Annotated in this window: 9 protein-coding genes, 1 tRNA gene and 1 riboswitch; of the genes, 5 read left to right on the top strand and 5 right to left on the bottom strand. The window is 74.2% G+C overall.

Annotation, left to right across the window (positions count from 1 at the left end):
* Positions 1-25 precede the first annotated feature (25 nt).
* Entirely contained in the window at positions 26-2,095 is a 2,070-nt protein-coding gene (locus BLW85_RS20825) for an asparagine synthase-related protein (RefSeq protein WP_074992826.1), read from the bottom strand.
* 699 nt (positions 2,096-2,794) lie between these two features.
* Between BLW85_RS20825 and BLW85_RS20820 the strand changes: the two genes are divergently transcribed.
* The 4 genes from BLW85_RS20820 to BLW85_RS20805 all read left to right on the top strand — a co-directional run bounded on the left by BLW85_RS20820 (position 2,795) and on the right by BLW85_RS20805 (position 7,879).
* Positions 2,795-4,219: an NsdA family TPR-like regulatory protein gene (locus BLW85_RS20820; RefSeq protein ID WP_070028696.1), complete on the top strand. Its 1,425-nt coding sequence runs from the start codon at positions 2,795-2,797 to the stop codon at positions 4,217-4,219.
* A gap of 134 nt (positions 4,220-4,353) precedes the next feature.
* A complete protein-coding gene (lhgO, locus tag BLW85_RS20815) occupies positions 4,354-5,577 on the top strand; it encodes an L-2-hydroxyglutarate oxidase (RefSeq protein ID WP_070028695.1) in 1,224 nt (407 codons plus the stop codon).
* Between the two features lie 70 nt (positions 5,578-5,647).
* The gene (trmB, locus tag BLW85_RS20810; protein WP_074992825.1) at positions 5,648-6,448 is read left to right on the top strand and encodes a tRNA (guanosine(46)-N7)-methyltransferase TrmB; all 801 of its coding nucleotides are present in this window, start codon (positions 5,648-5,650) and stop codon (positions 6,446-6,448) included.
* A gap of 42 nt (positions 6,449-6,490) precedes the next feature.
* On the top strand, positions 6,491-7,879 hold the full coding sequence (locus BLW85_RS20805; RefSeq protein ID WP_208624875.1) for a PrsW family intramembrane metalloprotease: 1,389 nt from the start codon (positions 6,491-6,493) through the stop codon (positions 7,877-7,879).
* Between the two features lie 28 nt (positions 7,880-7,907).
* Here the strand turns inward: BLW85_RS20805 and BLW85_RS20800 are convergent, their stop codons facing one another.
* From BLW85_RS20800 to BLW85_RS20785, 4 genes are all read right to left on the bottom strand, one after another.
* Positions 7,908-8,852 carry an aldo/keto reductase gene (locus BLW85_RS20800; RefSeq protein WP_074992823.1) on the bottom strand — a complete coding sequence of 315 codons (945 nt, stop codon included), beginning with the start codon at positions 8,850-8,852 and terminating at the stop codon, positions 7,908-7,910.
* A 73-nt stretch (positions 8,853-8,925) separates the two neighbouring features.
* A complete protein-coding gene (locus BLW85_RS20795) occupies positions 8,926-9,981 on the bottom strand; it encodes a M23 family metallopeptidase (RefSeq protein ID WP_074992822.1) in 1,056 nt (351 codons plus the stop codon).
* A 9-nt stretch (positions 9,982-9,990) separates the two neighbouring features.
* A riboswitch (cyclic di-AMP (ydaO/yuaA leader) is annotated at positions 9,991-10,157 on the bottom strand.
* A 310-nt stretch (positions 10,158-10,467) separates the two neighbouring features.
* A tRNA-Met gene (locus tag BLW85_RS20790) sits at positions 10,468-10,541 on the bottom strand.
* 66 nt (positions 10,542-10,607) lie between these two features.
* A complete protein-coding gene (locus BLW85_RS20785) occupies positions 10,608-11,771 on the bottom strand; it encodes a dihydrofolate reductase family protein (RefSeq protein WP_074992821.1) in 1,164 nt (387 codons plus the stop codon).
* Between the two features lie 204 nt (positions 11,772-11,975).
* Here BLW85_RS20785 and BLW85_RS39460 point away from each other — a divergent pair, with 204 nt between their 5' ends.
* A complete protein-coding gene (locus BLW85_RS39460) occupies positions 11,976-12,149 on the top strand; it encodes a hypothetical protein (RefSeq protein WP_167381423.1) in 174 nt (57 codons plus the stop codon).
* Positions 12,150-12,155: the final 6 nt, after the last annotated feature.

The following is a 12,155-nucleotide window of genomic DNA, read 5'->3' as shown; positions in this document are numbered from 1 at the left end:
CGGGTGCGGGCGCGCATGCCCGGGCTCACGCGCCGGACGCCAGCGCCCCCCGGCGCGGGGTGATCCCCGCCGGCACCGCCCGCGAGCGCGCGGGCGTTCCGGTCCAGCACGTCCCCCGGCGGGCCAGCAGGCGATGCAGCCACAGTTCGAGGGAGACCAGGTCGGCGAGGCCGTCCAGCGGTACGGCGGAGCCGCCCGCCGCCGCGCGCAGCGCCTTGCGGATCACCCGGGCCTCCACCAGTCCCGCGTCCGCCAGCAGCGGGCGGGAGAAGAGGTCCTGCAACGCGTCGGCGGACACCCGCAGGCCCGCTCGGGCCGCGGCCGCCGAGGAGGCGTGGGACGGTACGCCCCAGCCGGGCGGGAGGTCGGTGACACCGGCGCCGGACAGGACGGTGCGCAGGATCGCGGCCCGCGCCCCCGGCCGCACCCGCAGCGCCTCGGGCAGCGCGCGGCAGGCGCGGACGACCTGGTTGTCCAGGAAGGGCGCGTGCAGCCGCTGCGACCGGATCTCCGCGGCCTGTTCGAGGACGCGGAGGTCCGCGGCGTACCGGGCGAGCGCGGCCCGCGCCCGGTGGTCGCCGGGGCGCTGGACGCCCGTGCCGGTCCGGTCCGCCTCGACCCCCAGCAGAACCGATACTTCGGCCAGCGCCTCCCCCGTCAGCCACCGGGCGGCCGCCCCGGGCGGGGCCCAGGTCAGCGCCGCGAGGGACGCTCCGACCGCCCCCTTGGGCTCCTCGAACCGGCGCCGCATCAGCCGCTCGGCCAGCGCCTCGACCCCGGCCCGGTACGGCGTGCGGGCGAGCCGCCGGGCCGCGCCGTACACCCGCGCGGGGACCAGCACCGAGCCGTCGGCCCGGGCGAGCGCGGCGACCGGCCGGACCAGATGGCGGCGCCGGCGGTCCATCAGCAGGTCGGCGAGGCGGGCGGGATGGGCGTCGAGGACCTGGCGGGCGCCGTGTCCGGTGAAGTGGTCGGCGCTGCCCGCGGCCAGCCGGGCCCGGTGCCGGGCGGCCGTGACCAGCGAGGGTCCGGGCTCGTCGGTGAGGGGGCCGTCGAGGTCGGCGTAGGGCAGGAGCTCCTCGCCGCCGGTCACCACCACGTGGTGCAGCCGGGGGTTCTCGGCGAGGGCGCCGGCGCGCTGGAGTTCGGCCTCCCGGCCGCCGACGGCGAGGTCGTTGAAGGTGACGGCGAGGAGGCGTTCGCCGGCGCCGTGGCCGAGCAGGGTGCCGGGCCGGCCGGGCAGCCCGGCGGCGAGCAGCGCGAGGGTGGCGGAGGCCGGCCCGCCGGAGAGGTCGGCGCCGATGCCGGGCACCGGCATGCCGCGCCGGGCGCGCCGCTCCGCGGGTCCCATCCCGGGCACCGGGCCGGGATCGAGGTCGGGCACGTGCCGGGGCGCGGACAGCCGGGTGCGCACCGCCTCCACGAGGGCGTCGCGCACGGCGTCCACGGCGTGGTCGGGGTCGGCCGGGGGCGCGGACACGGCGAGCGAGGAGACCGGGTCGTACCCGGCGATCTCCCGCGCCCCGGCGCGCAGGACCAGCGCGTGCCCCGGCGGAACGCGCCGCACCCCCTCGTACGGGGTGGTGTCGCGCAGCGCGGCCGGTACGTCCGGGGCGGCGAGCAGGGCGGCCAGGTGACCGAAGTCGAGGTTGGCCTCGACGAGGTCGGCGAGCGGCAGCGCGGCGGTGGCGTAGGCGGTGCCGCCCGCCCACGGGGTGTGGAAGACCGGGCGGGCGCCCGCGAGGTCGCCGCAGACGGTGACGCGGCGGCCGACCTGGACGACGGCCGTGTAGCTGCCGGGCCAGGCGGTCAGATGGCGCAGGGCGCCGCCGCGCGCGGTGAACAGGCCGCGCCGCAGCTCCTCGTCGGAGGCGCCGCAGATGCCGAGGACCGCGATCCGGTTCTGCTCGTCGGCCTTGATCACCCGCACCTCGTCCGGGCGCCAGTCGCCGACGGCCCACAGCGGGTCGGGGTCGCCCCACAACAGCTGGGAGCCGACCGGGTGCAGGGTCTCGCCGTCGAGGTCGAGGGCGCCGGCCGAGCCGGGCGCGGCCGTGCCCGCGGCGGTGCTGCTCCACCCCACCAACCACCGCATCGACGCCTCCACAGGCTGTGGACAACCACTGCACCGGACGAACCGGCCCCCATGCTGCCACGAAGGACGCGCGGGAGAGGTGTGGTGACACCGCCCGGGACGGTGGAAGGGCAACCGGCGTTGACGCGGTGGCCGTTGACCCGGGGCCGGGGGCCACCGGGCAGGACGCGACGCGAATACGCCCCATGTGCGCCCCCTAAACGCCTTTCACGCCCCGAATTTTCATGGTCGCAGCCGTGAACACCCGGCGTTCTGCGGGACGATTTTCAGCCAAATACCGTGAGGCGCGCGGAAACCGAGCACGCTCCGTAGGGGCCGGCGATGCGCGCGGCACCCTTCACGCACGCACGGTCCGGGAGGCGGTCGCCGCCTCCCGGACCGGTCCGCCACCCGCGGGGATGAAGGTGGCGGTGTCCCCCAGCCCACTGGATCCAGTACAGCGGGCCGACCCACGCAAGACCAGGAAACCGCCACGGAGTTGGCCGGAGAAGAGCGCACGGCCGGGCGCACGGCCACACGCGCGGGGGCACGCGACGACCGGCCGTGCACGGTGCGTACAGGACCGTACTTCCGTACGGACCACAATCCCGCCATCCGGAACAATGCCCCTTAACGCTTGGGATGCGGCGAACTACGCTGGGTTTACGAATGCCGCGCGGTTATGCCCGCGCGGCGGCCGTCTGTGTCGAGGGGTGGCGCATGTCCAGGGAGCAACGCGGGCCGAACGAAAAACTCGGCGCCGTTCTCGCCCTCGCGGGAATCAGCAACGCAGGACTCGCGCGACGCGTCAACGATCTTGGCGCCCAACGCGGGTTGACTCTTCGCTACGACAAGACCTCCGTGGCGCGCTGGGTGTCGAAGGGCATGGTGCCGCAGGGCGCCGCGCCGCACCTCATCGCGGCCGCCATCGGACAGAAGCTCGGCCGCCCGGTGCCGCTGCACGAGATCGGCCTGGCGGACGCGGACCCCGCACCCGAAGTGGGTCTCGCCTTCCCCCGGGACGTGGCGCAGGCGGTGAAGTCGGCCACCGAGCTGTACCGGCTCGACCTCGCCGGGCGCCGGGCCGGCTCCGGCGGCATCTGGCAGTCGCTCGCCGGCTCCTTCGCGGTGAGCGCCTACGCGACGCCCGCCTCACGCTGGCTGATAACCCCCGCCGACAGCTCGGTCGCGCGGGAGGACGGCTCCGCCGAGGGCACCGGCGGGGCGGTCAGAGTCGGCCACAGCGACGTGCGCAAGCTGCGGGAGGCCGCCGAGGACGCCAGGCGCTGGGACTCCAAGTACGGAGGCGGCGACTGGCGTTCGTCGATGGTGCCGGAGTGCCTGCGCGTGGAGGCGGCGCCGCTGCTGCTCGGCGCCTACTCCGACGAGGTCGGCCGCGCCCTGTTCGGCGCCTCCGCGGAACTGACCCGGCTGGCCGGGTGGATGGCCTTCGACACCGGGCAGCAGGAGGCCGCCCAGCGCTACTACATCCAGGCGCTGCGGCTCGCCCGCGCGGCGGCCGACGTCCCGCTCGGCGGGTACGTCCTCGCCTCCATGTCGCTCCAGGCCACCTACCGGGGCTTCGGCGACGAGGGGGTCGACCTGGCGCAGGCCGCGCTGGAGCGCAACCGGGGACTGGCCACGGCCCGCACCATGAGCTTCTTCCGGCTGGTCGAGGCGCGCGCCCACGCGCGCGCCGGGGACGCGCAGGCGGCGGGGGCGGCCCTGAAGGCGGCCGAGGGCTGGCTGGAGCGGGCCCGGGAGGGGGACAACGATCCCTCGTGGCTCGGCTTCTACGGCTACGACCGGTTCGCCGCGGACGCCGCCGAGTGCTACCGGGACCTGAAGCTGCCCCGGCAGGTGCGGCGCTTCACCGAGCAGGCCCTGTCCAAGCCGACGGAGGAGTTCGTGCGCTCGCACGGGCTGCGGCTGGTCGTCTCCGCGGTCGCCGAGCTGGAGTCCGGCAACCTGGACGCGGCGTGCGAGCAGGGGGTGCGGGCGGTCGAGGTGGCCGGACGGATCTCGTCTGCCCGCACGACCGAGTACGTGAAGGACCTGCTGCACCGCCTGGAGCCGTACGGGGACGAACCGAGGGTGGTGGAACTGCGGGAGCGGGCCCGTCCCCTCCTGATGGCACCGGCCTGACCCCGGACCCGCGCGCCCGCCCGGCACACCCGCCTGCGGACCCGCCCCCGCGCACGCCCCGCACCCCGAGCGGTACTGATCACTTCGGCGTTTGAAGGCGATGTCAGTGGCGCAGTGCACTATCGACGTGGGAGGTGGTGCAGGTGCCGGTCGGGGCGTACGACTGCGATGTGCTCGTGGTCGGAGGGGGGATCGTCGGGCTGTCGACGGCGTACGCGATCAGCCGGGCCGCGCCGGGCACCCGGGTGACCGTGCTGGAGAAGGAGCCGGGCCCGGCCCGCCACCAGACCGGGCGCAACAGCGGGGTCGTGCACAGCGGGATCTACTACCGGCCCGGCTCGCTCAAGGCGCGGTACGCGGTGCGGGGCGCCGCCGAGATGGTGAAGTTCTGCGCCGAGTACGGCATCGACCACGCCGTCACCGGCAAGCTGATCGTCGCCACCGAGCGCGCGGAGCTGCCCCGGCTGCACGCCCTGGTGCAGCGCGGCCGGGAGAACGGCATACCCGTGCGGGAGCTGGGCCCCGCCCAGATCACCGAGTACGAGCCCGAGGTGCGCGGACTGGCCGCGATCCACGTGGGCACCACGGGCGTGTGCGACTTCGCGGGCGTCGCCCGGCGGCTCGCCGAGGCCTCGGGCGCCGAGATCCGCTACGGCGCCCGGGTGGTGCGGGTGGACCGGCGCCCGGAGCGGGGCGTGGCCGTGCGCACCGCGGGCGGGGACGTCGTGCGCGGCCGGGTGCTGGTGAACTGCGCCGGCCTGCACTGCGACGAACTGGCCCGGCTGACCGGGGACGAACCGGGCGTGCGGATCGTGCCCTTCCGCGGGGAGTACTACGAGCTGGCGCGGCCCGAGCTGGTGCGGGGCCTGGTCTATCCGGTGCCGGACCCGGCGTTCCCGTTCCTCGGCGTCCATCTGACCCGGGGCGTCGACGGCGTGGTGCACATCGGCCCCAACGCGGTGCCCGCGCTGGCCCGGGAGGGGTACGGCTGGGGCGTCGTCCGCCCCCGCGAGCTGGCCGGGACCATGGCCTGGCCGGGCTCCTGGGCGCTGGCGCGCCGGCACTGGCGGTACGGCGCGGGCGAGCTGCGCCGCTCGGTGTCCAAGGGGGCGTTCCTGGAGGCGGTGCGCAGACTGCTGCCCGCGGTGCGGGCCGAGGACCTGGTACGGGCGCCGGCCGGTGTGCGGGCCCAGGCGGTGCTGCGCGACGGCGCGCTGGCGGACGACTTCCTGATCAAGGAGGGGGCCCGCGCGGTGCACGTGCTGAACGCGCCGTCCCCGGCGGCCACCGCGTCCCTGCCGATCGGCCGGGAGATCGCCCGCCGGGCGCTGGGGATGCTGGACGCCGTCGGCGGTTAGCGGGTGACCGAGTACGCATGGGGCCGGGTCCGGTCGCGCCCGTAGACTCGGTCGTACTGTGTCTGATGCGATGAATGCCCCCGAAGCCCTGACCGAACCGGCCCCGCGGGACCCCGGTGCCGCCGTGCGGCGTGCCCGGGCCAAGGGCGAGCCGCGGTTCCCGGACGGCCCCCGGGCCGATCCCGCCGGGTCGCACTTCGAGCGGCGGATCCGCAGCTTCCAGCCGCGCCGCAGCCGGGTGACCGCCGGGCAGGCCGACGCCTTGCGGCGGCTGTGGCCCGCCTGGGGGCTGGACATCGACGGGCAGCGGGTCATCGACCTCGCCGAGCTGTTCGGCAACGACCGTCCCGTGGTGCTGGAGATCGGGTTCGGGATGGGCGAGGCCACCGCGCGGATGGCCGCCGCCGACCCCGGCACCAATGTGCTCGCGGTGGATGTGCACACCCCCGGCCAGGGCAATCTGCTGAACCTCGCCGACCGATGCGGACTGGAGAACGTCCGGGTGGGCAACGGCGACGCCATCATCCTGCTGCGCGAGATGCTCCGCCCCGACGCGCTCGACGGGCTGCGCGTCTACTTCCCCGACCCCTGGCCGAAGAAGCGCCACCACAAGCGGCGGCTGATCCAGCCGGAGTTCCTCGACCTCGTCGCCACCCGGCTCAAGTCCGGCGCGCTGGTGCACTGCGCCACCGACTGGGAGCCGTACGCCGAGCAGATGCTGGAGGTGCTCGGCGCCCACCCGGAGTTCGAGAACACGCAGGCCGACGGCGGTTTCGCGCCCCGGCCCGAGTTCCGGCCGCTGACCCGTTTCGAGGGACAGGGACTGGACAAGGGACATGTCGTGAACGATCTGCTCTTCCGCCGCCGGTAAACCGCTTAAGCCCCTCGTCCCGCCACCGTTAGGGTCGATGCCGTGGCCACCAGTCCTGCGTATCCGACGTACCCACCGATCCCCGGCGACGCGGTGCTGCGGCACCCGCACTGGTGGCAGCTGCGGTGGGTGCGCTACGGCGCGCTGATCACCCTGCTGGCCATGTCCGGCCTGGTCATCCTCGCCCTGGTGCGCAGGGAGACCGGGACCGAGGGGTTCCTGGTGGGCCTCGGGCTCGCGGTGCTGCCGGTGCCCTGGCTGGTCACCGCGTTCCGCTGGCTGGACCGGGTGGCCCCCTTCCCCTGGCGCAACCTGGTGTTCGCGTTCTGCTGGGGCGCCTTCGCGGCGGCGCTCATAGCCATCGTCGCCAACAGCTTCGCGACCAAGTGGATAGCCACCTCGACCGCCGACCCGGCGAGCGCCAACACCCTCGGCGCCACGGTGATAGCCCCGATCGTCGAGGAGTCCGCCAAGGCCGCGGCCGTGCTGCTGGTCTTCGTCTTCCGCAGGCGCGACTTCACCGGGATCGTGGACGGGATGGTGATAGCCGGGATCACCGCCACCGGCTTCGCGTTCACCGAGAACATCCTCTACCTGGGCACGGCCTTCGGGACCGACCAGCTCACCGGCGGCCACGGCATCGTCTCCGTCACCGCCGCCACCTTCTTCGTGCGCATCGTGATGTCCCCGTTCGCGCACCCCCTGTTCACCACCTGCACCGGCATCGGCTTCGGCGTCGCCGCGCTGAGCGGCCCGCACCAGCGTGCCCGGCGGCTGCTGGTGCCGCTCGGCGGGCTGCTGCTCGCGATGTGCATGCACGCCCTGTGGAACGGCTCCGCCACCTTCGGCCAGTTCGGCTTCCTCGCCGTCTACGGCGCCTTCATGCTGCCCGTGTTCGGGCTGCTGACCTGGCTCGGGATCTGGACCCGGCAGCGGGAGCTGCGCACCGTGCGCGAGGAGCTGCCCGTCTACGTCCTGGCCGGGTGGCTGGGGCCGGCCGAGCCGTTCGCCCTGGGCTCGATGCGGGCGCGGCGGATGGCCCGCGACTTCGCCCGCCACCACGGCGGCCGGGCCACGGCGCGCGCGGTGGCGCGCTACGAGGTCCAGGCCACCGCGCTGGCGCTGCTGCGGCGGCGGGGGCGGCGCGGCCGGGCCGGCGCCGGCTTCGTCGCCCGCGAGCGGGAGCTGCTGGACGAGCTGTGGCAGCGCCGGGACGCGGCCCGGCCCGCGCTGGAGTACGCGGCCCGCACGGCGGCCCCGGCACCGACGGCCTGGGCCCCGGCGCCGTACAACCAGGGGTACGGACCGGGGTGGGGCGGCCCCGGATACGGATACGGCGGGCCGGGACAGGGCGGTCCCGCGTACGGCGGGCCCGGGTACGGCTACCCGGCGGCGCCGTACGCCACGTCGTACAACCCGTACCGGACGTGACGCCGCCGGGGAGCCCCGGAGCGGCCGGTTACGCCGAGGCGTCCGTCAGCCTCTTCAGCTCGTCGTCCGTCAGCTTCAGCTCGCCGACGCCCAGCAGGGCCGGGAGCTGGTCCAGCGTGCGCGCCGAGGCGATCGGGGCGGTGATCGTCGGCTGGGCGGCCAGCCAGGCGAGGGCGACGGTGGCGTGCGGTGCCTCGTGGGCGGCGGCGATCTCGTCGAGGGCGGCGAGGACCTTCTGGCCGCGCTCGGTCTCCGCGTAGTCCGCGGCCCGGTTGGCGCGTGCGCTGTCCACCTTCCGGCCGGGCCGGTACTTGCCGGTCAGGAAGCCCGCGGCGAGGGCGAAGTACGGCACGGAGGACAGGCCCTCACGGGCGACGAGGTCCTGGAGCGGGCCCTCGTAGGTGTCGCGGGAGACCAGGTTGTAGTGGGGCTGGACCGCCACGTAGCGGGCCAGGCCCTCTCGGGCGGAGAAGTCCAGGGACTCCCGCAGCCGCTCGGCGCTGATGTTGGACGCGGCGATCTGCCGCACCTTGCCGGCCTTCACCAGCTCGTCCAGGGCGCCGATGATCTCCTCCACCGGCACGTCGGGCTGGTCGAAGTGGGTGTAGTAGAGGTCGATGTAGTCGGTGCCCAGGCGGGCGAGGGAGGCGTCGGCGGCGGCCTTGATGTTGGCCGCGGACAGGCCCGGGTACTGCGGGTGCTGGCTGACCTTGGTGGCGACGACGACGTCGGAGCGGTTGCCGCGGGCCTTGAGCCACTTGCCGATGACGGTCTCGGACTCGCCGCCCTGGTGGCCCTCGACCCAGGCGCTGTAGACGTCGGCCGTGTCGACGAAGTTGCCGCCCGCGGCCGTGTAGGCGTCCAGGACGGCGAAGGACGCCTGTTCGTCCGCGGTCCAGCCGAACACGTTGCCGCCCAGGCAGAGCGGGAAGACCTCGAGGTCGGAAGAGCCCAGTGGGCGCAGAGAAGTCATGCTCAACGACAACACCGGCGGTGGGTGATCGCATTCCACCGCTGGTCCGCGGTCCCCGCGGGGGCCGGTGTGCTCAGGGGTTGAGGCCCTTGTCGCGCAGCCAGGGCGCCGGGTCGACGCCGGTGGCCTGCCCGCCCGGGTGGACCTCCAGGTGCAGGTGCGGTCCGGTGACGTTGCCGGTGGCACCGACCCGGCCGATGACCTCGCCGGTGGTGACCTTCTGGCCGACCGAGACGTTGATCGAGGACTGGTGGCAGAACCACAGCTCGGTGCCGTCGTCCAGGGTGAGGACGGTGCGGTAGCCGTAGGCGCCGGCCCAGCCGGCCTGGGTGATGGTGCCGCCGTGGACGGCCTTGATCAGGGTGCCGGTGGGGGCGGCGAAGTCGAGGCCGGTGTGGTAGCCGGAGGACCACATGGCGCCGGGCTGCCCGAAGGTGCCGGTGATCGTGTACGAGACGACCGGCAGCGTGTACTGCTTGGCCAGTTCGGCCAGCCGCTTGGCCTCGGCGGCCTTCTTGGCGTCGGCCTCCGCCTGCTGCTTGGCGGCGGCGGCCTCGTCGGCGGCCTCCTTCTCCGCCTTGGCGGCCGCCGCGTCGCTCTGCTGCTGGGCGGCGGCGACCATGGCGGCGGTGGCCTTGCTGTCGGCCTGGCCCTGCTGCTGCTCGGCCTGGGCCATGATCCGGTTGCGCAGGGCCTCGCCGGCGCCCGTGTGCGTGCCGTCCTGGGTGGTCTGCCCGATGCCGGTGAGCGCGGTGTCGGTGGCCTGGTGCTTCTCGGCGGAACCGGCGGAGTCGTCACCGAGGAGGTGCTCCACGGAGGACAGGTGCGGCACCGAGACGGACGGCAGGTCCGGCATGGAGAGGGAGACCGGGGACTTGCCGGGGTTGGCGCTGGCGATGCCGCCCGCGCCCACGGCGGCGATCACACCGACGCCGAGGACGGTGGAGCTGCGCGCGAAGCCGCCGCGCTGCTTGGCGACGCGGTGCCGGCCGCGGACCGGGGCGACGGACTCCTCGGTGGGGTTCCACTCCTCCCAGGGGCCCTCGCCCTCGGGGCCGGGGCCGAACGGCTCGGCATCGCGTTGAGCGGGCACGAAGGGGGCTTGTGGGGCAGGCCGGTTGGACGCCACGGGGGCGTGCTCCTTTCCTTCCTCCGCCTACCGGGTTAGCTGACGGGTTCGGAGCAGGAAGGTCTCCTACGCGCGTATACCGGCCGTGGACTCGCTGAGTTCACGACGGTGTCCGCGTGATTCACCCCAAGGTGGTGGTTCCCCGGTTCCCTTACGGGATTCGGCGCGTGCGCACGGAGCCGCCTCGGGTGACGGCTGGGACGACCGCGCTGCGTTATCGAACGTTAATAGACCCGGCCGTCACTTTCCAAGCCGTTCGGCTTGATCATTACGGCTCCGGGGCGTGGACTTACCGCCCAAGGAGCCGTCAATCCGGGCGAGTTGGCCGGTGTTCAGGAGTCATCGGGTTTTTGATGGTGACTCAGTTGTTATGCGTACGGCGGTCGCACGGTCACCGTGGGTGACGCCCCATACGGGGGCTGCGAACCGGTCGGAAAACACTCAGGGCCGGAATCCATGATCTGGATTCCGGCCCTGAGTCTTCAGTAGCGGGGACAGGATTTGAACCTGCGACCTCTGGGTTATGAGCCCAGCGAGCTACCGAGCTGCTCCACCCCGCGTCGTTGATTCCAGTGTACGCCATGTTCGGGGTGCCGAGCACACGGCTTTGCGGCGGGCCGTCCGGCTCAGCCGAGCAGATGCCGGTTCGGGGCCTTGGCGAGGGCCTCGTACGCGGGCAGGACGACGACCTCGGCGCCCCCGCGGAGCAGCACACCGGTGCCGTCGGCGCCCGCGACGAAGGTGTCGGGCTCCCGCCAGGCGGTCACCACCCGGCGCACCCCGGACCGCAGGATCAGCTCGGCGCAGGGCGCGGGGCGGGAGGCGCGGCGGGCGCAGGGCTCCAGGCTGCTGTAGACGGTGGCGCCGGGCAGCCGCGGGTCGGCGGGGTCGATCTTGGCGAGCGCCGCCTCCTCGGCGTGCACCACGGGGTCGTCCCCCTCCCGGGAGTGGCCGCGGGCCAGCTCGGTGCCGTCGGCGGCGACCACGACCGCGCCGACGCTGAAGGCCGTCCCGGAGGGCGGGCACAGGGCGGCCAGCTCGCAGGCGGTGCGCAGCCAGTGCCGGTCTGCGGCGGCGGGCAGCGGGCCGGTGCCGGGCGCGGTGGGCTCGTAGCGCATCAGGACGACGTCCTCGATCCGCCGGGTCTCCACCAGGCGCAGCCGTCCCTCCTGGTAGCGGCCGGGCCCGAACAGCCGCGGGGCCCGTGGGTCGCCGACGATCAGCGGTGCGATGGCCAGCTGGAGCTCGTCGGCCAGCCCCTGCCGCAGGAGCTGGGTGTGCACGGTGCCCCCGCCCTCCACCATCAGCCGGCCGACCCCGCGCTCGGCGCGCAGATGGCCGAGCAGGGCCCGCCAGTCGAGGTCCGGGCCGAGCGGGACGACGTCGGCGGCGCCGCCGAGCAGCCGGGCGGCCCGCGCGGCGCCCCGGTCGGTCGTGTAGACGAGCTTGTCGCCCCCGGTGTGCCAGAACCGGGCGGTGGGGTCGAGGTCGCCGGTGGCGGTGACGGTGACCTTCAGCGGGTGCTCCGGCCGTCCCTCGGCGAGGCGGGCGGCGCGGCGCTCGGGCGAGTTGACCAGCAGCCGGGGATTGTCGGCGCGGATCGTGCCGGCGCCGACCAGGAGGGCGTCGGCCGAGGCCCGTACCGCGTCGACCCGGTCGAAGTCGGCCGGCCCGGACAGCAGCAGCCGCTCGGGGCCGGTGTCGTCCAGGCAGCCGTCGAGGGAGACGGCGGCGGACAGCAGGACGTACGGGTACGGCGCGGACTCGGTGAAGGCTCGCTCGGTGCTCATCGGCTCAAGTGTGCGGCCCGCCGCCGCCCGGACCGCTCCCCGGGGGGCGTCCCCGGTTCGTGCCCGCCGAAGGACAGCGGGCTCCCGAAACGGCATTCGTATTTTCTCCAGTTGCTGTCATACGACCGCCGGACCCCGCTTTCGAGTTACAGAAGCACCCGAATGCCCCACACCCCCTCCTCCCGAGAGGCTCGTTAGCTGACCGTGGCACGCATTGAGAGACGCACCGCGTTGAATCTCCACTCGCCGGTCACGTTCCGGCTGGAAAGCAAGGATGGCGAGGTGTTCACCGACGGCTGCTCCGATCTCCTCGACGATTTCCTGAAGAGAATCAGTCAGCTGGAGAGTGAGTACCTGCGGGCAATGGTGAGGCTCTAGGACCCG

It is taken from the genome of Streptomyces misionensis, from assembly GCF_900104815.1.
GTDB classification, from domain to species: Bacteria; Actinomycetota; Actinomycetes; order Streptomycetales; family Streptomycetaceae; genus Streptomyces; species Streptomyces misionensis.
The sequence above is the reverse complement of the archived record's forward strand: the minus strand, read 5'-3'. Positions and strand labels throughout refer to the sequence as shown.